The organism is Martinezella calliandrae (assembly GCF_030272695.1).
GTDB lineage: Bacteria > Pseudomonadota > Alphaproteobacteria > Rhizobiales > Rhizobiaceae > Rhizobium > Rhizobium calliandrae.
On the sequence record NZ_JARFYN010000017.1, the window covers coordinates 119,963 to 138,873 of the forward strand.

At 60.1% G+C, this 18,911-nt stretch carries 18 protein-coding genes; 7 read left to right on the top strand and 11 right to left on the bottom strand.

Annotated elements, in window-relative coordinates:
- Nucleotides 1-11: 11 nt before the first annotated feature.
- Complete coding sequence (locus PY650_RS15260) at nucleotides 12-2,630, bottom strand: beta strand repeat-containing protein (protein WP_285880188.1); 2,619 nt, start codon at nucleotides 2,628-2,630, stop codon at nucleotides 12-14.
- Between the two features lie 418 nt (nucleotides 2,631-3,048).
- Entirely contained in the window at nucleotides 3,049-4,248 is a 1,200-nt protein-coding gene (locus tag PY650_RS15265; protein ID WP_285880190.1) for an ROK family transcriptional regulator, read from the bottom strand.
- A 225-nt stretch (nucleotides 4,249-4,473) separates the two neighbouring features.
- Between PY650_RS15265 and PY650_RS15270 the strand changes: the two genes are divergently transcribed.
- From PY650_RS15270 to PY650_RS15295, 6 genes are all read left to right on the top strand, one after another.
- The gene (locus PY650_RS15270) at nucleotides 4,474-5,712 is read left to right on the top strand and encodes an extracellular solute-binding protein (RefSeq protein WP_285880192.1); all 1,239 of its coding nucleotides are present in this window, start codon (nucleotides 4,474-4,476) and stop codon (nucleotides 5,710-5,712) included.
- 75 nt (nucleotides 5,713-5,787) lie between these two features.
- Nucleotides 5,788-6,672 carry a carbohydrate ABC transporter permease gene (locus PY650_RS15275; protein WP_285880193.1) on the top strand — a complete coding sequence of 295 codons (885 nt, stop codon included), beginning with the start codon at nucleotides 5,788-5,790 and terminating at the stop codon, nucleotides 6,670-6,672.
- Nucleotides 6,672-7,517: a carbohydrate ABC transporter permease gene (locus tag PY650_RS15280; protein WP_285880195.1), complete on the top strand. Its 846-nt coding sequence runs from the start codon at nucleotides 6,672-6,674 to the stop codon at nucleotides 7,515-7,517. The genes PY650_RS15275 and PY650_RS15280 overlap by 1 nt, the downstream gene beginning before the upstream one ends.
- Nucleotides 7,514-8,536 (top strand): SIS domain-containing protein, encoded by a 1,023-nt coding sequence (locus PY650_RS15285; RefSeq protein WP_285880196.1) that lies wholly within the window; start codon nucleotides 7,514-7,516, stop codon nucleotides 8,534-8,536. The genes PY650_RS15280 and PY650_RS15285 overlap by 4 nt, the downstream gene beginning before the upstream one ends.
- A complete protein-coding gene (locus PY650_RS15290; RefSeq protein ID WP_285880197.1) occupies nucleotides 8,537-9,466 on the top strand; it encodes a PfkB family carbohydrate kinase in 930 nt (309 codons plus the stop codon).
- Nucleotides 9,463-10,536, top strand: coding sequence for an ABC transporter ATP-binding protein (locus PY650_RS15295; RefSeq protein WP_285880198.1), 1,074 nt, complete (start codon nucleotides 9,463-9,465; stop codon nucleotides 10,534-10,536). Before PY650_RS15290 ends, PY650_RS15295 begins: the two co-directional genes overlap by 4 nt.
- A gap of 14 nt (nucleotides 10,537-10,550) precedes the next feature.
- Here the strand turns inward: PY650_RS15295 and PY650_RS15300 are convergent, their stop codons facing one another.
- The 5 genes from PY650_RS15300 to PY650_RS15320 form a co-directional block, all read right to left on the bottom strand.
- Nucleotides 10,551-11,300, bottom strand: a complete 750-nt coding sequence (locus tag PY650_RS15300) for a 2OG-Fe(II) oxygenase (RefSeq protein ID WP_285880199.1) — start codon at nucleotides 11,298-11,300, stop codon at nucleotides 10,551-10,553.
- Nucleotides 11,297-11,863 carry a methylated-DNA--[protein]-cysteine S-methyltransferase gene (locus PY650_RS15305; RefSeq protein ID WP_285880200.1) on the bottom strand — a complete coding sequence of 189 codons (567 nt, stop codon included), beginning with the start codon at nucleotides 11,861-11,863 and terminating at the stop codon, nucleotides 11,297-11,299. Before PY650_RS15305 ends, PY650_RS15300 begins: the two co-directional genes overlap by 4 nt.
- Before the next feature lie 173 nt (nucleotides 11,864-12,036).
- Nucleotides 12,037-12,663 (bottom strand): hypothetical protein, encoded by a 627-nt coding sequence (locus PY650_RS15310; protein WP_285880201.1) that lies wholly within the window; start codon nucleotides 12,661-12,663, stop codon nucleotides 12,037-12,039.
- A gap of 86 nt (nucleotides 12,664-12,749) precedes the next feature.
- Nucleotides 12,750-13,841 carry a bifunctional DNA-binding transcriptional regulator/O6-methylguanine-DNA methyltransferase Ada gene (gene ada / locus PY650_RS15315; protein ID WP_285880202.1) on the bottom strand — a complete coding sequence of 364 codons (1,092 nt, stop codon included), beginning with the start codon at nucleotides 13,839-13,841 and terminating at the stop codon, nucleotides 12,750-12,752.
- Between the two features lie 134 nt (nucleotides 13,842-13,975).
- Nucleotides 13,976-14,425, bottom strand: a complete 450-nt coding sequence (locus PY650_RS15320; RefSeq protein WP_285880203.1) for an ester cyclase — start codon at nucleotides 14,423-14,425, stop codon at nucleotides 13,976-13,978.
- A gap of 283 nt (nucleotides 14,426-14,708) precedes the next feature.
- Here PY650_RS15320 and PY650_RS15325 point away from each other — a divergent pair, with 283 nt between their 5' ends.
- On the top strand, nucleotides 14,709-15,017 hold the full coding sequence (locus tag PY650_RS15325) for a hypothetical protein (RefSeq protein WP_285880205.1): 309 nt from the start codon (nucleotides 14,709-14,711) through the stop codon (nucleotides 15,015-15,017).
- On the opposite strand, the gene PY650_RS15330 is transcribed toward PY650_RS15325, so the two are convergent.
- The 4 genes from PY650_RS15330 to PY650_RS15345 all read right to left on the bottom strand — a co-directional run bounded on the left by PY650_RS15330 (nucleotide 15,018) and on the right by PY650_RS15345 (nucleotide 18,893).
- Nucleotides 15,018-15,767 (bottom strand): aspartate/glutamate racemase family protein, encoded by a 750-nt coding sequence (locus PY650_RS15330; protein ID WP_285880206.1) that lies wholly within the window; start codon nucleotides 15,765-15,767, stop codon nucleotides 15,018-15,020.
- Nucleotides 15,768-15,771: 4 nt separating this feature from the next.
- Nucleotides 15,772-16,593, bottom strand: coding sequence for an ABC transporter permease (locus PY650_RS15335; protein WP_285880207.1), 822 nt, complete (start codon nucleotides 16,591-16,593; stop codon nucleotides 15,772-15,774).
- A gap of 1 nt (nucleotide 16,594) precedes the next feature.
- Nucleotides 16,595-17,506 (bottom strand): ABC transporter permease, encoded by a 912-nt coding sequence (locus PY650_RS15340; protein ID WP_285880208.1) that lies wholly within the window; start codon nucleotides 17,504-17,506, stop codon nucleotides 16,595-16,597.
- 88 nt (nucleotides 17,507-17,594) lie between these two features.
- Nucleotides 17,595-18,893, bottom strand: a complete 1,299-nt coding sequence (locus tag PY650_RS15345) for an ABC transporter substrate-binding protein (protein WP_285880209.1) — start codon at nucleotides 18,891-18,893, stop codon at nucleotides 17,595-17,597.
- Between the last annotated feature and the right edge of the window lie 18 nt (nucleotides 18,894-18,911).

Consider the following 18,911-nt stretch of genomic DNA (forward strand, 5'->3'; position numbering starts at 1 on the left):
GCGCGTCATAGTCAGCTAAAAGCAGCATAGGCGGCAATGATCGCCTCGGCTTGCGCCGAGTTTAATGCCAGCGCCTGGGTTGTCGTGATAGCGTACAATTGCTCGCTAGACAGTATGGAAATATCATGGGCTGACAATCCCGGCAGGCCTTTGGAGCTAATCGCTTCGATCTGGCCAGTCGACAAGGTCGCAATATCCTGTGACAACAGGGCGCCGATCTCGGCGGCGGTCAGGGCAGCGATCTGCGCGCTCGACAATGAACCGATCTGCGCCGTCGACAGCGCCGCGATCTGGCTGGTGGTCAGTGCCGCGATCGAGGCGGACTTCAGCGAGGCGATTTGTGCGGTCGAGAGGGCAGCAACGGCAACGGTGCGCAAGGCCGCAACCTGCTTCGCGCTCAAGGCGCCCATCTGCGTGGAACTCAAAGCGGCGATCTGACCGGTCGTGAGCGCACCGATCTGGCTGGTGGTCAGTGCCGCGATTTGCGTTGTCTTAAAGGCGGCGATCGTGCCGGTAGGAAGCAAGGCGAGGCTATCGGTGGAGAGCTTCGACAGGGCAAGCGCGCTGATGGCTTCGATCTGGTCGCTCGACAATGCTGCAACATCCTGCGACGACAGAGCGCCGACCTCTGCAGCGGTCAGAGAGCCGATCTGCGGGCTCGACAACGAACCGATCTGCGCCGTCGACAACGCCGCGATCTGGCTGGTGGTCAGTGCCGCGGTCGAGGCAGACTTCAGCGAGGTGATTTGCGCGGTCGAAAGGGCGGCCACTGCGACGGTGCTCAAGGCCGCAACCTGCTTCGCGCTCAAGGCACCCATCTGCGTGGAACTCAAAGCGGCGATCTGACCGGTCATAAGCGCACCGATCTGGCTGGTGGTCAGCGCCGCGATTTGCGCGGTCTTCAAAGCGGCGATCGTGGCTGTAGAGAGCAAAGCAACGTTATCGGTCGAGAGCTTCGACAGGGCAAGCGCGCTGATGGCTTCGATCTGGTCGCTCGACAATGCTGCAATATCCTGCGACGACAGGGCGCCGACCTCGGCGGCGGTCAGGGCAGCGATCTGCGCGCTCGACAATGAGCCGATCTGCGCCGTCGACAGCGCCGCGATCTGGCTGGTGGTCAGTGCCGCGATCGAGGCAGACTTCAGCGAGGCGATTTGCGCGGTCGAGAGGGCAGCAACGGCAACGGTGCTCAAGGCGGCAACCTGCTTCGCGCTCAAGGCGCCTATCTGCGCGGAACTCAAAGCGGCGATCTGCCCGGTCGTGAGCGCACCGATCTGGCTGGTGGTCAGCGCTGCGATTTGCGCGGTCTTCAAAGCGGCGATCGTGGCTGTAGAGAGCAACGCAACGTTATTGGTCGAGAGCTTCGACAGGGCAAGCGCGCTGATGGCTTCGATCTGGTCGCTCGACAATGCTGCAATATCCTGCGACGACAGGGCGCCGACCTCTGCAGCGGTCAGGGCAGCGATCTGCGGGCTCGACAACGAACCGATCTGCGCCGTCGACAACGCCGCGATCTGGCTGGTGGTCAGTGCCGCGATCGAGGCAGATTTCAGCGAGGTGATTTGCGCGGTCGAAAGGGCGGCCACCGCGACGGTGCTCAAGGCCGCAACCTGCTTCGCGCTCAAGGCATCCATCTGCGTGGAACTCAAAGCGGCGATCTGCCCGGTCGTCAGCGCACCGATCTGGCTGGAGGTCAGCGCCGCGATCTGCGCCGTCTTCAAAGCGGCGATCGTGCCGGTAGGGAGCAAGGCGACATTATTGGTGGAGAGCTTCGACAGGGCAAGCGCGCTGATGGCTTCGATCTGGTCGCTCGACAATGCCGCAATATCCTGCGACGACAGGGCGCCGACTTCTGCGGCGGTCAGAGAGCCGATCTGCGGGCTCGACAATGAGCCGATCTGCGCCGTCGACAACGCCGCGATCTGGCTGGTGGTCAATGCCGCAATCGAAGCAGACTTCAGCGAGGCGATTTGCGCGGTCGAGAGGGCCGCCACCGCGACGGTGCTCAAGGCGGCAACCTGCTTCGCGCTCAAGGCGCCTATCTGCGTGGAGCTCAAGGCGGCAATCTGCCCGGTCGTCAGCGCACCGATCTGGCTGGTCGTCAGCGCCGCGATCTGCGCCGTCTTCAAAGCGGCGATCGTGCCGGTGGACAGCAAGGCGAGGCTATCGGTGGAGAGCTTCGACAGGGCAAGCGCGCTGATGGCTTCGATCTGGTCGCTCGACAATGCCGCAATATCCTGCGACGACAGGGCGCCGATTTCTGCAGCGGTCAGAGAGCCGATCTGCGGGCTCGACAATGAGCCGATCTGCGCCGTCGACAGCGCCCCGATCTGGCTGGTGGTCAGTGCCTTCACCTCGCCCGTGGACAGGCTGCCAATCTGGACCGACGACAGAACGGCCAATTGGTCCAGCCCCAAGCCTACGATAGCGCTTGCCGATATGGCGCTCATTTGCTTCGTGGTGAGAACAGCAATGTCCTGCGTACCCAACACGGCGATCTGGGCTGAGGTAAGCGCATTGATTTGGCTCGTACTCAGCGTCGCGACCTCAGCTGTGGTCAGAGATGCGATCGTGGCCGTGGGAAGCGACCGGATCAAATTGGCGGGCAAAGAAGAGATGATTGATGTCATAGACGAGCGTTCCAAATTTAAGCTTGATGGCCCTTGCGTGTCAACCGGATAGGCGGCTGCCGTTGCTTTCGGATATTTGAGCGACCACGGGGCAAAGGCGCAGGAATAATGCGAACGAATTGACTACTTGTATTTGTATAGTGCCTGCGCTCATCGCCAGAATTGTTGTTATTACAACCCGTAACAGGGACAGCTGATCCGAAGCTTGCGCGAGTTGGCTAAATGTCTCATCGCAAAATTGAGGGCGCCTCAAGGTCGGTCGATTGCCACGACTGATCGCGACATCATCACCGCTGCCGTCCGCGGGCCGCTATCTACGGTAGCGTCCGGACTGATTCGGTCACATCAGGTGGGGCCGGGTTACGTTCGTGCGGTTGCGGTTAAGAGGGAACAGATTGGAAATCGGGCCGTGAAGCGGCTAGTCCTTCAAGATTGCGGCATAGCGCGGATCGAATTCCAGGCTGATCGGTCCGGCGGCGGCGCCTAGCGCGACGGACCAAGGATCGGCCATTCCAACCTGCAGGCGCGGAACCGTACGATCCGGGCGTTCGGCGAGCGACGGCAGCAACGGCCCCATGGTAACGAGGAGCCGATCGACCAAAATTCGCGGTGCGCTGCCGCATAGGATGACGGTCTGCGGATCGAAGACAGTTTCGATCAGGTGCACGCTCCATCTGAGATCAGCGGCAGCCGTCTCGACCCATTCAACGATCCTGCGATCCTCGGTGGATACGAGGTCATGGATCTTGACGTAGAGATTCGGATCGGCCGGATCGAGAGATAGATACTGATAGAGCGAAGCCAGCGATGCACGATGTTCGAGCGGCGTCGACTTGCCTCCGACGGCCAGCAAGGCCATCCCGATTTCTCCGGCATTGCCATAGGCGCCGGTATAGAGCTCGCCGCCGAGTATAAGGCCTGCACCGATACCATAGCCGATATAGAGGCAAACGGCATGATCGAGCCCATGCGCCGCGCCGACCATGCGTTCTGCGATCGTGGCGGCGGCGGCGTCATTTTGGATGCTGACGTCGAGGCCAGTGCCGACGGCAAGAGTTTCAAGCAGTGGAAATTTTTGCCAGGCCTCCATCATCCAGGGATCGTCGCCATTTCCGGCAAGGCCGAATGGACCTGGCATCGCCGCGCCGAGGCCGACGAGCCTCTGTTCGGATTGTGATGCGATGGCCGTCAGATGTCTTCGAACGGCGGCAATGAGGTCGAGAATGACCCTGATGCCCGTCGTCGGCCCACCTGAGGGGAGCTTCGCCTCCAGTCGGACAAGTACATTCCCGACGAGATCGACGGCTATTGCCCTCGTCATATGCCGGTCGATTTGAAGACCGATAGCAAACGCCCCTTCCGGAACCAAAGCGTAGGGCGTTGAAGGCTGCCCACGGCCATTGCGCACCGTTTGCCGCGATGTCACGAGGCCGTCGCTTTCAAGCTCGTCGATGATGTTGGAAACCGTTTGTTTCGTCAGCCGCGTCGCGCGCGCCAGGTCCGCACGGGAAAGCGCCCCATTGACGCGCAACGCATCGATCATCACCCGGCGGTTATGAGCACTGGTGCCTTCGTGATTGGTGCCGCTCTTGGCGCGGATGGGGCGGGTATCGTTCATGTGCAATTCCCTCTTGACACCAGTAGAATATTGAAGAAGTAATTAAGTCAAGACAATTGACTTAATAAGAAGCCGAAGAGTTTCGCGGGAACAATCGGGGCGAATGAGGCCCTAACAACGATCCGACAAAACGAGGCATCCGATCTTGGCTGCCTTTTCAACAACCGGTCGCGACGCAAGCCGCCATCGGAAATCGCGGGAAAGTCAAAAAAACTGGAGGATGGAATGTTGAAATCCATTAATAAGACGTTGCTCGGCGCCGCGCTGATCGGGGTGTCTTTTGCTTCGCACGCATTTGCCGAAACCACGATCAACGCACTTTTCATGGCACAGGCCGCCTATAGCGAATCCGACGTGCGCGCTATGACCGACGCCTTCACCAAGGCGAACCCGGACATCAAGGTTAATCTCGAATTCGTTCCGTATGAGGGCCTCCACGACAAGACGGTGCTGGCACAGGGCTCCGGCGGCGGCTATGACGTCGTCCTCTTCGATGTGATCTGGCCAGCCGAATACGCGACCAACAAAGTGCTCGTCGATGTGTCCTCGCGCATCACTGACGACATGAAGAAGGGTGTGTTGCCAGGCGCCTGGACGACGGTTCAATATGACGGCAAATATTTCGGCATGCCGTGGATTCTCGATACCAAATATCTATTCTACAACAAGGACATCCTCGAAAAGGCTGGCATCAAGAACCCACCGAAGACCTGGGACGAGCTCGCCGAACAGGCAAAGACGATCAAGGACAAGGGACTGCTGGCGACCCCGATCGCCTGGAGCTGGTCGCAGGCCGAAGCCGCCATCTGCGACTACACGACGCTCGTCAGCGCCTATAAGGGAGACTTCCTGAAGAACGGCAAGCCGGCCTTCCAGACCGGTGGCGGTCTTGATGCCCTGAAATACATGGTTTCGAGCTACACATCCGGCCTCACCAACCCGAACTCCAAGGAATTCCTCGAGGAAGACGTTCGCAAAGTCTTCGAAAACGGCGACGCCGCTTTCGCGCTAAACTGGACCTACATGTACAATATGGCAAACGATCCGAAGGACAGTAAAGTCGCTGGCAAGGTCGGTGTCGTACCGGCTCCGGGCGTTGCCGGTAAGAGCGAAGCTTCTGCAGTGAACGGTTCGATGGGCCTCGGCGTCACGACAGCCAGCAAGCATCCGGACGAAGCCTGGAAATACATCAGCTTCATGACTTCGCAACCGACACAGAACCAATATGCCAAGCTCAGCCTGCCGATCTGGGCGTCTTCCTACCAGGACCCGGCGGTCACGAAGGGACAGGAAGAATTGATTGCTGCGGCAAAGGTTGGCCTTGCAGCCATGTACCCGCGCCCGACGACGCCGAAATACCAGGAGCTTTCGACTGCACTTCAACAAGCGATCCAGGAGTCGCTGCTCGGCCAGTCCTCGCCGGAAGATGCATTGAAATCGGCTGCCGATAACAGCGGCCTCTAAGACAGTCTAGGACGGGCGGCGCAAAGTGCCGCCCGTCTCCAATCCAGTCCGACGAATAAAAAGGGCGGCCCCAAAATGTCCGGCACCTGGATGACAACCCGCGCGTGGCTTTTGATGCTGCCGCTCCTCGTGGTCATGATCGCCGTCATCGGATGGCCCTTGGTCGATACCGTCCGCCTCTCCTTCACCGACGCCAAGCTCGTCGGCACCGAAGGCAATTTCGTCGGGATTGATAATTATGCGAAGATGATCTCCGGTTCGAACTTCCAACGGACGCTGGTCACGACGGCTCTCTTTGCGGTCATTTCCGTTGCCGCCGAGATGGTGATCGGCGTGCTGGCCGCATTGCTGCTCAATCAGGAATTCCGTGGTCGCACGGCGCTGCGCGCACTCATGATCCTGCCTTGGGCTCTGCCGACTGTCGTGAATGCGACGCTCTGGCGATTGATCTACAATCCCGAATATGGCGCCCTGAACGCGGCGCTGACGCAGCTAGGTCTGATCGATACCTATCGTTCATGGCTAGGAGAACCCGGCACCGCGCTCGCGGCGCTGATCGTCGCCGATTGCTGGAAGAACTTTCCATTGGTCGCGCTGATTGCATTGGCGGCGCTGCAGGCCGTCCCGCGCGATATCACGGCTGCCTCGCTGGTCGACGGCGCCGGGCCGCTTTCCCGTTTTCGCTTCGTGATCCTGCCCTATCTCGCTGGTCCGCTGATGGTGGCGCTGGTGCTGCGTACCATCGAAGCTTTCAAAGTCTTCGACATCATCTGGGTCATGACTCGTGGCGGCCCAGCCAACAGCACGCGTACATTGTCCATCCTTGTCTATCAGGAGGCTTTCTCTTTTCAGCGGGCCGGATCCGGTGCCTCGCTGGCACTGATGGTGACGCTGCTGGTGACTGTGCTCGCCGCCGGCTATGCCGCTTTGGTGCGCAAGACGGTGGGGAGTGCTGCCTGATGGAGCGCAGAAATCCGATCTTCACCGCATTCATCTACGTCTCGGCAATCGTGCTGGCCGGCGTCATTCTCGCGCCGATCCTTTGGCTGTTCGTCATGAGCATTTCACCGGCGGCCGATCTCGCGGCGAAACCGCTGCGCTGGTGGCCGCAAACGGCCGATTTCTCCCGTTATCGACTGCTGTTCTCGACGATCGAGAACAGCACCGGCGCCGCCTTCACCTCTTCGCTGCGCAACAGTATCGAGGTCGCGGGCATGGCGACGATCGCCGCCATTGCGCTTGCCATTCCGGCGGGCTGGGCAGTGTCGCGCACGCCATCCGTCGGCTGGTCGCTGTCCATGGTGATCGCCACCTACATGCTGCCGCCGGTGGCGCTCGCCGTGCCGCTCTACATGGGCCTTGCCTATCTCGGCATGCTGAACAACGTCTTCGGGCTTGCGCTCGTCTACCTCACCATCCTTGCGCCATTCACGACCTGGCTGATGAAATCAGGCTTCGATTCCATTCCGAGAGAAATCGAATCCGCTGCCATGATCGACGGCGCCGGCCTGTTCCAGACGCTGAAGATCATCACGCTGCCGCTTGCCATGCCGGTGATCGCGACATCGGCGCTCTTTGCTTTCCTGCTAGCTTGGGATGAATTCTTCTATGCGCTGCTTTTTACATCCGACCAGCGTGCGAAGACGCTCACCGTCGCGATCGCCGATTTGGCTGGCGGACGTGTATCCGATTACGGACTGATTGCGACCGCCGGTGTGCTTGCCGCCCTGCCCCCGGTGCTGGTCGGTCTCGTGATGCAACGCGCCCTGATTTCAGGGCTGACAAGCGGCGGCGTTAAGGGATGACCATGACCGGACAAATGACACGACCGACGGGGCTAGTTGCAATCGATCGCGAAATGGCGCGCCAGCATGCTGACGCCATCGCGTCCTGCGAAGGTGCTGCCGAAATGGCTGCAAAAGCGGCTGCCTCGCTAAAGAAGACGGGCAAGCTCCTCCTCCTCGGCATGGGCGGATCGCATGCCGTCAACCGCGCTGTCGAACCGCTCTACCGTGATCTGGGCATCGATGCGATCGCGCTACCGCTATCCGAACAACTCGGCCAACCGCTGATGCTGCAGGGCCGCACCATCTTCGTAACCTCGCAATCCGGCGAAAGCGCTGAGGTCGTCCGCTGGTTCAATGAGACCGGCGGCACGAACGAAACATTCGGGCTTACGCTTGAGAGCCACTCTTTCCTGGCAAGGACTGCGCCGTCCCTTGTTGGCGCGGGCGGCACGGAACTGGCCTTTGCTGCCACTCGCAGCCTGACGGTCACCTTTGCCCTCCATCTCGCGGTGCTTGCCGCGCTCGGCGAAGACCCAGCGGCAGCGCTAGCCGTTTTGAAATCCCCTCAAGACGTTGATATCGCGCCGGCACTCGCCGCGCTCACGAATGTCGAAACAGTCGTCACGTCCGGCCGCAAATTGCAGGGCGTTGCCGAAGCGCTTGCGCTCGGCCTCACGGAACTGTCCCGCCGCCCATGTTTCTCGCTCGAAGGCGGACAGCTTAGACACGGGCCGATGGAAATGCTTGGACCAAACATCGGCGTCGTTCTGTTTCGCGGACAAGACAATACTGAAGGCCTCGTCACCGCGATGATCGTTTCCGCTGTGGAAACCGGGGCACCGACCGTCGTCTTCGATGCATCCGGCGAGGAGCCGGTGCCCGGGGCTGTCACACTTGGCTTCGAGCCAGCGACCGGTCTTGCGGCAATCTTTGCCATGCTGCCGGTCGCGCAACGGCTGATGATCGCTTTTGCCGAAGCCCGCGTCGACAATGCGGGAACGCCGGTCCGTTCGACGAAAATTACGCGGAGTGAATGAATGAAGCCACTTGCAGTCATCGGCAATGTCAATGTCGACCTGATCCTTGGGCCTGCCGCACCTTGGCCGAAGGCCGGCACCGAGGTCATCGTCGACCATGACGAACTGCGTGTTGGCGGCGCGGCGGGCAATAGCGCGCTTGCCTGGGAGGGCATGGGTGTCAGTTTCAAGATCGCCGCCAATGTCGGCAATGATCAGTTCGGCCGCTGGCTGAGCGAAGCCTTCGGCGACCGCGCGGCGCATTGGCCGGTGCGACCGGAGGGCACGACGCTTTCGGTTGGGATCACCCATCCGGACGGCGAACGGACGTTCTTCACCACGCGCGGTCACCTGCCACATCTTAACCTTGCCGATGTCTTTGCCGTTCTCGACGGATCGACGCTTTCGGGCGGTTACGCCCTTGTCTGCGGCTCTTTCCTGACCGACGACCTGACGCATGACTACGGCGCCCTGTTCGAGTGGGCCGATCAGCATCGCGTCACGATCGCACTCGACACCGGATGGCCGCTCGATGGCTGGACTGATAAAAACTGTGCCGCCGCGCGTGGGTGGCTGTCACATTGCGGTATCGCCCTGTTAAACGAGGTCGAAGCGACGATGCTTGCAGGTCTCGACGATACGGCAGAGGCTGCGCGTCAACTGCGCTCGCATATGCCGGATGGCGCGATCGTCGTCGTCAAACGTGGGCCCGAAGGCGCGATCGCCATCGATCAGCACGGCGAATTGGTTGCAGTCACCGCACCTCAGGTGAAGGTCGTGGATACGATCGGCGCCGGCGACGTCTTCAATGCCGCATTCCTGGCAGCACTTGCCCGCGGCGAGATGCTGTCCAACTGCTTGACGGCGGGAACAGAGGTCGCCTCGCGCGCCATTTCCACCCTTCCTCGCAGCTATGGCAAGCTCAAGACTTCCGGAGAGACCATCGGATGAGCGCGCTCGAAATCCTGAACATCCGCAAGACCTATGGTCAAGTCGAGACACTGAAAGGCATCGATATCGCGCTTGAAAGCGGCGAATTCCTGGTGCTGCTCGGCTCTTCGGGCTGCGGCAAGTCCACGCTGCTGAACATCATCGCCGGCCTTGCCGAGGCGACCAGCGGCGACGTGCGGATAGGCGATCGCTCCGTTCTGGGCGTGCACCCCAAAGATCGCGACATCGCCATGGTGTTCCAATCCTATGCGCTCTATCCAAACCTGACGGTCCACCGCAATATCGGCTTCGGCCTTGAGATGCGCAAAGTGCCGGCGGCAGAGCGCGACAAAGCCGTGCGCGAGGCTGCGAAACTGCTTCAGATCGAAAATCTGTTGGACCGCAAGCCAAGCCAGCTTTCCGGCGGCCAGCGGCAGCGTGTTGCAATCGGCCGCGCACTAGTGCGCAAGCCGGAAGTCTTCCTCTTCGATGAACCGCTTTCGAACCTTGACGCCAAACTGCGCATGGAAATGCGCACCGAACTCAAGCGTCTTCATCAGATGCTGAAGACGACAATCGTCTATGTCACCCACGACCAGATCGAGGCGATGACGCTCGCCACCCGGATCGCGGTCATGCGGGACGGAAGGATCGAGCAACTAGGCACGCCGGAGGAGATCTATAACAGTCCTGCAACGCTCTATGTCGCAACCTTCGTCGGCGTGCCGCCGATGAACCTTTTGAAAGCCACGCTTCGGCCCGAAGGGTTGCAGTTGCAAGGTGCAGGCACTTGCCTGCTGCTTCCCGAACGTTTCAAGGGCAAAGTAACAGAAGGCCAACAACTTGTCCTCGGCATACGACCTGAGGCATTGCGTCTGGAACAAGCCGCTCTATCGATCGAAGCCATGCCTGAAATCGCGGAGCTGACCGGCCCCGAGCTCGTCGTCACCGCCCTTGCCGGTGACCAGCGATTGACGGCTTGCCTCCCTCCCCGCACGCCAGTCACCTACAATGGTAAGTTGTCACTATCATTCGATGATGAAGCGATACATCTTTTTGACGCGGAAACAGGTCTTAGCTGCCTTCGCTAGGCCAGCTGGATCGCTCATTTCGCATCATGAAAGATGATGCCGACGGTATGGCGCATGCCCGAGCGAAGGCGGCTGACGCCGTGCCGGAGGTTGACACGATAGCTGCCCTTGGAGCCCTGGACCGGACGATTGTGGACGGCGAAGGCGACCGCGTCGCCCTGGCGCAGCGGCACGACCTCGACGCGGCTTTGCATACGCGGGCGCTGTTCCGTCAGGACGAACTCGCCGCCTGTGAAATCCCTTCCCGGTTCGGAAAGCAGGATCGCCACTTGCAACGGGAATGCGAGGTCGCCATAGAGGTCCTGATGCAGGCAATTGAAATCGCCGGGAACATATTGCAGCAAGAGTGGCGTCGGCCGCGACTGGCCCGCATCATGGCACTCCTTCAGGAAGGCGGCATGGTCTGCGGGGTAGCGCTGATCGATGCCCATGCGGCCGTTCCAGTCGTTGGCAACCTCGGCCAATCGCGGATAGAGCGCCGAGCGCAAACCGCCAACTAGATCGGGGAGCGGATATTTGAAATAGCGGTATTCGCCCTTGCCGAAACCGTGGCGCGCCATATGAATATGGCTGCGGAAGTGCTCTTCCTGCGGATAGAGATCCGCGATTGCCCGGCATTCCTCGGGCGACAGCAGCTTTTCCATCACCGCACAGCCAAACCCGGTTAGCTCGTCCGATAGCTTCTGCCAATCATATAGGGCGACACGCGCCTCTGCGGAGTGCGCCGCAGAGGCCGATGGATTGAGTTTCGAATGGGCATTCATGCTCTCGCTTCCTTCTCGATGAGCGCGCGCTTGCGCTCGATACCCCAACGATAGCCCGACAGAGTGCCATTGCTGCGGACGACCCGGTGACAGGGTATGCCCAAAGCAATCGCGTTTGCCGCACAAGCGCTGGCAACGGCGCGGGCTGCGTTCGGCTCGCCGATGCGACGGGCAAGCGCGGCGTAGGTCACCATGGCGCCGCATGGAATTGCGCGAAGAGCATCCCATACCCGGCGTTGGAACGGCGTGCCGCGCCGCATATCGAGCGGAAGATCAAGTCCGGCTTCAGGTCTCTCGATTAACCGAACAACTTTATTCAGATCACCGCGAAGGCGTGGTTCGTTCGAAATCAGTCCGCTCGTCGGAAAGAGCGCCGCGAGATCATTCGTCAGGGCGTCGTCGTCCGATCCGATCAGGACAGCGCATACCCCGACGACGCTGCGTGCGACGAGTATCTTGCCGAAGGCGCTATCGCCGATCGAATAAGCGATGTCGTTTGAAGTGGTAGCGCGCTTGGCCGACAACTCGCGCCGCGAGATGGCATCCATGTTGGTGAGGCTCATTTGCTTAGCTCCATGATCCTTATGATCATCGACAATAGAGCTACAGGCATCCGTCCTCACTCCGGTCCTTGCTTTCAAATCGCCAAGTTTTCTTGGCATTTGGCGATGCACATATTCGCGACCTGCAGACCAGCAATCCGAGCCCATCAAATTGGCCGGTGGAGTTGGCCCGTTTACAATGTCCCGATCATGGGGTGAAGGATCGCTCGATAGCCGGCCCGAAGCGCCAAGAATGTCGATGGCGGGGTCAGCATGCCCTCGGCGTGAACGAGCTTCTGCGGCCCCTCATAGCCATTCTCGGTCCAGCGAAAAGCCCGACCATCAGATATCGTGTAGGCCGAACCGGATGCGACGATGACCGTGCCATCCGATAGCTCACGCAGCGGCCCCGGAAGCGCATGTATGCGTTTACGTCCTCGCGCCATACGTTCGCTGTGGAGGACGGCGTCCATGACGGCTACCGGGGGCTCGGCCTGTCCCCTCGCCCCCGCCCACGCCGCGCGAAATGCCTTTGCGGCCTCCCGTCGGCAGAAGAAACAGGGACGATGGCCCGCGGCCAATGCTACGGCCTCGTCGAGAAAGAAGAGCTCGGTCCAGCTCCTGTTAGCCATGACATCACGGCGGCGGCCTTTGTATTCGCAAGTGCAAACTAACCACGCCTTGCTTGACCAGCGCTTATTCAAAAGCGTTTTGGTCGCCGGATTGTGGATGATGCCGCGATTGCCCGTGAACAGTCCTTTCTGCGAAATCGCCACGATATCGCCGAATGGGGTCACGCGATTCTGAAGGGGTGCGTTCATATCAGAAATATTGCCTCGCTCGAGCGACATGCGCCAGACATATCAGGATGCGGCGGTTGCAATACGGAAAGATGCTGATCGGGCCTTCAGCGGCCTTCGGCGACTTCACGATCAAGCAGAACACGTTTTCGCTCCACGCCCCAGGCATAGCCGGAAAGCGAACCGTCATTGCGCACCACTCGATGGCATGGGATTGCGACAGCAAGATTGTTGGCCGCACACGCTCCAGCAACGGCGCGTACCGCCTTAGGCAAGCCGACCCGGCGAGCGATCTTCGCATAGGAAACAGTCTGGCCAGCCGAGATCTCCTGCAACGCCTGCCAAACGCGCTGCTGAAAGGCCGTGCCGCGAACGTCGAGCGGCAAGTCGGTTCCAAGACCGGGCGCTTCCACGAGGCCGACGACACGCGCCACAAGGGCTTCGTAGTCGCCGTCGGCGCCGATCAGGTTGGCGCGGGGGAAACGATCCTGGAGATCGTGCAGCAGCGCATCGGGATCGCTGCCAAGGAGAATAGCCGCCACGCCTTTTTTGCTTGACGCCACCAAGATTGCGCCCAGCGACGATTGACCGACCGCAAAACGAATATCCTCATTGGCACCTCCCAGTCGATATTGGGTCGGCGTCATTCCGAGCATAACGGTGGATTTTTCGTAGAAACGGCCGCTCGAATTAAACCCGGCATCGTAAATCACCTCGGTCACGCTGTTGCCGCTCGCAAGGCCTTCACGAACTTTCGCCGCGCGGTGTGCCGAGGCGTAACCTTTGGGCGTCAGGCCGGTTGCGGATTTGAATAGCCGGTGAAAATAGCTGGCGCTGCGTCCGGCTGCGTCCGCTAAGTCGTTTAGAGACGGCTCTTCCTCGCTTTCTTCGATCAAGCGGCAAACGCGCGCGATGATCGCGGCGTTCTCGTCGTCTGCGGAGGGACCATCCGGATTGCACCGCTTACAAGCGCGAAAGCCGGTTGCTTTAGCAGCCGCCAGCGAACCATGCAGTTGCACGTTCTTGGGATTTGCGGTTCGCGACGGACAGGAGGGCCGGCAATAAACGCCGGTCGTTGCCACCGAGTACCAAAGATGGCCATCGGCAGTCCGGTCTCGGGCGATGATGCGGGCCCAACGCGGGTCATCGGCGACCGCCGTTTGTCTAAATGCCGTCCGGTTTCTGGGCATCACGGTCATGTCGTTCGTCCCTGTGTGTTCTCACGCAAGTGCCCCATTATTGGTTGCAAAAGCGCCGCGCAGCCACCCGATTCTTGCATAACCGGAGATGGCGTGATGGCCGCCGCCCGAGAAGTTGGGCGGCGACCTCCCCATCAAGCGGCCTTGATGAGGCCGAGCTGCGTGAGCGCCGTCACACCGTCGTCGAGACCGGTTTCCTCGGCGATCTTGCCATTTTCGATGCGCAGGATGGTGGTGCCGGTGAAGCGCATCTTACGACCGGACGCAGCCGGCAACGATCCGACCAGAAAGTCAGCAAACGCCGGCCCCATATGCGTGCCGCCGCCCTCCCATTGGCCGACGACATAGTCGCCTTCGGCAATGAGGTCGGCAGTGCCCCAGAAATTGAGGTCCGGGAATGCCGTGCGGAAACCAGTTATAAAGGCCTTGATGTCGTCATGGCCGCGACGCGCCTCGTGCAGCGAATACTTCAGCAGCATGTCCGGCGCGGCCACCTCGTCGACGACAGACAGGTTGCAGGTCTCGCCCCAGAATTCGGTGAACCAGCGCCCGACGATCGCCTTGTTGTCTTCTTCTTTGCTCATGTGGATGTCCTTCTTGATGTCTCCAGCAGGGATCACCGATCTCGGTCGATGACCTGAACAAAGGGATAGGCCGATCCAGCAGGGTCAAAACTCCGGTTCTTGCTCCGCAATCGAATCCATCGCGTTACAAAACCACCGGAACGCGATCATCGCGGGCGCCACTTCGCCTGCCCATGGTGACAGATGCCGCTGAAAAGGAGATGGTTTGGTTTGAAAGCAAGGAACGGGGTGCCGACCGTTTGGATCGGTGGGAAAGTTCGCCTGTTACAGAGGGAGAATACAGATGAAAGCTCAAATCACCGTGCTTGCCGCGCTCGCGGTCTTCGTAGCCTCTCCGGCATCCGCAATCCAGCGACTTCAAACCGCCTCGAGATCGTGCGCCGAAGTCCAATCCTTCGTTCGGGCGAACCGAGCGGTTATTGTGCAGTATCGGTCGGCTCGGGGTTCGGCTCCACTACTTTATGAGCGCGCCGTCGCCAACTCCGACGTCTGCCTTGGTAACGGCTTTGCGGAAGAAACTTATGTGCCGGCAAAGGATAAACGCAATTGCGCCATCCTGGTCTGCCGCTCCACCACCGATCTACGGCCGTGATTAGGTTAAGGTGGGCACATGTTTTGCCGCAAAATTGCTCATCGCGCCGCTGAAGGGCTTCGGCAGCGGCGAGGCGTAGGAGCCGCGTTTGCTCGTGGAAAGGCCGAGTGACACCAGAGCTTCTGCCTGTTTGACGGCCGCCGCGACGCCATCGATGACTGGCACGCCGTAGATTTCTTGCAGCTCGCGCGCAAGATCGGTCATGCCGGCGCAGCCAAGCACGATCGCTTCCGCTCCGTCCTCCTCAAGCGCTCGTTCGATTTCCGCCCTCAGCTTGCCGATCGCACCGGATGCCGCGTCCTCGAGTTCCAGTACGGCGATATCGGAGGCACGCACCTTCGCCCGTCCGCCCATGCCGTAACGCTGGATGAGGTTGTCGATCAGGACTCGCGAACGCTCCAGCGTTGTCACGACCGTGAAGCGCTGGGCGAGAAAGCCGGCCGTTGCGACGGCGGATTCGCAAAGCCCGAGAATAGGGACATCGCAAAGCGCTCGCGCCGCCTCAAGACCCGTATCATCGAAACAGGCGATGATCGCGCCGTCATAACCCGTCGTCCGCCGCTCTCGGAGTTCGCTGAGGAGCCCGGGAACGGCAAGCGCGCCGTCATAATATCCCTCGATGGAAGCTGGTCCCATCCTTGACGTGGCGGCAATGATTTCCGTCCCGGAGGCTGCAACCGCACGAGCGGCGATAGCAGCCTTTTCCGTCATCGATGCACTGGTGTTCGGATTGATGAGCAATAAACGCATGATCTCAGCTTTTCTTGGCCTGCCGGCGACCAAGCATGGTCATGACTGCGAGCGCTACGAGAATGATGGTGAAGGAAAAGAGTGTCGTCACCGTTCCCAATGCATAAAGCACGGGCGTGGTGACGTTGGTGGTCATCCCGTAAATTTCCAGGGGAAGTGTGTTGTAGGTGCCCGATGTCATCAGGGTACGTGCGAACTCGTCATAGGACAGCGTAAAGCCGAACAGGCCGACGCCGATCAAGCTCGGGGCGATCATCGGCAGCACGACGTAGCGGAATGTCTGCCACGAGGTCGCCCCAAGATCGCGTGCAGCCTCCTCGTAAGCCGGTGAAAAGCGGTTGAAGACCGCGAACATGATCAGCACGCCGAAGGGCAGCGTCCAGGTCAAATGTGCGCCGAAGGCTGAAGAATACCAGGCAGGCGCAAGGCCGCCCTGCTGAAAGACGACGCCGATGCCAAGAGAGATGATGATGGACGGAACCACGAGACTGGCGACTGTCGCATAAAACAGCAGCGATGCCCCGCGGAAACGGCGGCGGAAGGCCAAGCCCGCCAGCAACGACACGACGACGGTGACGACCATCACCATCAGCCCGAGAATGAAGGATCGGCGGAACGAGGCGCCGAAATCACCGACCGCCTGCTTTTCGAACAGGTTCGCAAACCAGTGCAGCGAGACACCGTTCAACGGAAAGGTCAGGCCGCCATCCGGTCCCTGGAAAGAGAGAATGAGGATTGCCGAAAGCGGCCCGTAGAGAAACAGCACGAAGAGGATGAAAAAGATCGCCAGGAGGTAGAATTCCAGGCTGCGCTTTTCGCGGTTCATCTCAAAGCTCCTTGCGGATATCGACGACCCGCAGGATGGCGGAGACCATCAGCAGGACGAGGATCAGCAGCACGACGGCATTGGCCGCCGCGGCTGGGTATTGCAGCAGCGACATCTGGTTTTTCATCATCAGCGCGATGGAGGCGCTCTGGCCGCCGGACATAACCTGCACCGTCGAAAAATCCGCCATGACAAGCGTGACGACGAAGATCGTGCCGATCGCCATTCCGGGCTTGGCAAGCGGGATCACCACGTTCCAAAGGATCTGCCAGCCGCTGGCGCCGGCGTCCCGCGCCGCTTCGAACAAGGAGCGGTCGATGCGCATCAGTGTGTTGAAGATCGGCGTCACCATGAACAGCGTATAGAGATGCACCATGGCGAGGACGACGGCGAAATCGGAGTAGAGCAGCCATTCGATCGGCTTTGGAATAAGACCCATATGGATGAGGGTCGAATTGACAAGGCCATTGCGCCCGAGCACCGGGATCCAGGAGATCATGCGGATGATGTTCGACGTCATGAATGGCACGGTGCAGACGAGGAAGAGGATCATCTGCGTCGATGTGCGGCGAATATGGAAGGCGAGGAAATAGGCGACCCAGAAGCCGATCACCAGCGTCAATGCCCAGACGATGGCGGTGAATTTCAGCGTGTTGAGATAGGTCTTCCAAGTGACCCACGAACCCAGCGTGTCGGTATAATTCGTAGTCAGGAAGGCGGGATAGAGACCGGCGAAATCATAATCCCAGAAACTGACGACAGCGATCATCGTGATCGGCAGCAGGAAGAAGAAACCCAAGATCAGAACGAGCGGCGCTGCCTGCAGATAGGAGATGAGATACTGCGGCACGCCAAAACCGCTAGCTGATTTCCCTGTTGCCTGGTCTGTCTCTGAGGAGGCGATCGCTGCCATGTTCCGGTCTCTCCGTTAGCGGCTTCCTCCCCCCGCTTGCGGGGAGAGGATTGATTTTAGGGCTATATTCAGTTTTCGCCGGATTGCTTTAGGCGGCGATGAACTCGTTCCAGCGGCGGACCATGTAGCGGTCTTCGTCCATCACAGAGTTCCAGCAGGCGACCGCGCCCATGCGGGCTTCAAACGAGCCGCCGTCGCGAACGGCGCCGGCCTTCTCCATGACCTTACCCTCCGGAGACAGGATATCGCCCTGCGCCGGCTTGCCCTCGATCCAGTAGCCCCATTCGTCAGCCGACATATACTGTTTGGCGGTCTCCATGCAGGCGGAGTAGTAACCTTGGCGGTTAAGATAACCGCCGACCCAGCCGGATGTGTACCAGTTGATGTACTCGTAAGCCGCGTCGAGTTGCGCGCCTTTGAGGTGCGAGGCGAGGCCAAGACCGCCACCCCAGGCGCGATAGCCTTCCTTGAGCGGCTGGAAGACACAGGCGATGCCCTTCGAGCGGACCGCGGCAACGGCCGGCGACCACATCGACTGGATGACCACTTCGCCCGATGCCATCAGATTGACCGACTCGTCGAAGGACTTCCAGAAGGCGCGGAACTGGCCGTCACCCTTGGTCTTGATCAGGAAGTCGATTGTTTTATCGATCTCGGCCTTCGTCATGTTGCCCTTGTCGGCATATTTGATTTTGCCGGCCGCTTCCATGATCATCGCGGCATCCATGATACCAATCGACGGGATGTTGAGGATCGCAGTCTTGCCCTTGAAGGCTGGATCGAGAATGTCGGCCCAGCTCGTGATCGGGCGGCCGGTGAGGTCCGGGCGAATGCCGAGCGTATCGGCGTTGTAGATGGTCGGAACCATGGTCATCCATTGCGTCGGCTCCTTGGCGAATTTCTTGGAGCCCTGCGCTTCGACGAAACCAACCGTGTGTGGCGCCGTGCCCTGGGCGATGACGCTGTCCGGCTTCAGCTTGCCGTTGATGAACAGCGGCACGATCTTGTCGTAATATTTGAGCTTCTTGACATCCATCGGCTGCATTACGCCGGTGGGAAACACCTTCTTGGCGATCCAGTATTCGATGTCGGCGATATCATAGCTATCCGGCTGCGTGACGGCGCGCTGGGCGGCAGCGTCGGAGTCGGTTGCCGTCATCTCCAGCGTAATGCCGAGATCGGCCTTGCACTTCTCGGCAATGGCGTTGATGTTCGAAACGCCGGTGCCGAACTGGCGAAGCGTGATGTTCGATTGCGCCCAGATCGTCGGAAAGCCGGTGATGAGGCCGGAGCCGGCAATCGCGCCGGCGGCGGCAGCGCCAGTCTTCAGAAGCGCACGGCGGGAGATTCCTTTTTCCGGCTTGGTTGTCTTGATTTCAGTCGTCATGTCAGTTCCCCTTTTTTG

Bases quoted from the DNA above. Each gene is read 5' to 3' on its own strand.
- PY650_RS15260 (WP_285880188.1), bottom strand. From the start codon at position 2,630: ATGACATCAATCATCTCTTCTTTGCCCGCCAATTTGATCCGGTCGCTT.
- PY650_RS15265 (WP_285880190.1), bottom strand. From the start codon at position 4,248: ATGAACGATACCCGCCCCATCCGCGCCAAGAGCGGCACCAATCACGAA.
- PY650_RS15270 (WP_285880192.1), top strand. From the start codon at position 4,474: ATGTTGAAATCCATTAATAAGACGTTGCTCGGCGCCGCGCTGATCGGG.
- PY650_RS15275 (WP_285880193.1), top strand. From the start codon at position 5,788: ATGTCCGGCACCTGGATGACAACCCGCGCGTGGCTTTTGATGCTGCCG.
- PY650_RS15280 (WP_285880195.1), top strand. From the start codon at position 6,672: ATGGAGCGCAGAAATCCGATCTTCACCGCATTCATCTACGTCTCGGCA.
- PY650_RS15285 (WP_285880196.1), top strand. From the start codon at position 7,514: ATGACCATGACCGGACAAATGACACGACCGACGGGGCTAGTTGCAATC.
- PY650_RS15290 (WP_285880197.1), top strand. From the start codon at position 8,537: ATGAAGCCACTTGCAGTCATCGGCAATGTCAATGTCGACCTGATCCTT.
- PY650_RS15295 (WP_285880198.1), top strand. From the start codon at position 9,463: ATGAGCGCGCTCGAAATCCTGAACATCCGCAAGACCTATGGTCAAGTC.
- PY650_RS15300 (WP_285880199.1), bottom strand. From the start codon at position 11,300: ATGAATGCCCATTCGAAACTCAATCCATCGGCCTCTGCGGCGCACTCC.
- PY650_RS15305 (WP_285880200.1), bottom strand. From the start codon at position 11,863: ATGAGCCTCACCAACATGGATGCCATCTCGCGGCGCGAGTTGTCGGCC.
- PY650_RS15310 (WP_285880201.1), bottom strand. From the start codon at position 12,663: ATGAACGCACCCCTTCAGAATCGCGTGACCCCATTCGGCGATATCGTG.
- ada (WP_285880202.1), bottom strand. From the start codon at position 13,841: ATGACCGTGATGCCCAGAAACCGGACGGCATTTAGACAAACGGCGGTC.
- PY650_RS15320 (WP_285880203.1), bottom strand. From the start codon at position 14,425: ATGAGCAAAGAAGAAGACAACAAGGCGATCGTCGGGCGCTGGTTCACC.
- PY650_RS15325 (WP_285880205.1), top strand. From the start codon at position 14,709: ATGAAAGCTCAAATCACCGTGCTTGCCGCGCTCGCGGTCTTCGTAGCC.
- PY650_RS15330 (WP_285880206.1), bottom strand. From the start codon at position 15,767: ATGCGTTTATTGCTCATCAATCCGAACACCAGTGCATCGATGACGGAA.
- PY650_RS15335 (WP_285880207.1), bottom strand. From the start codon at position 16,593: ATGAACCGCGAAAAGCGCAGCCTGGAATTCTACCTCCTGGCGATCTTT.
- PY650_RS15340 (WP_285880208.1), bottom strand. From the start codon at position 17,506: ATGGCAGCGATCGCCTCCTCAGAGACAGACCAGGCAACAGGGAAATCA.
- PY650_RS15345 (WP_285880209.1), bottom strand. From the start codon at position 18,893: ATGACGACTGAAATCAAGACAACCAAGCCGGAAAAAGGAATCTCCCGC.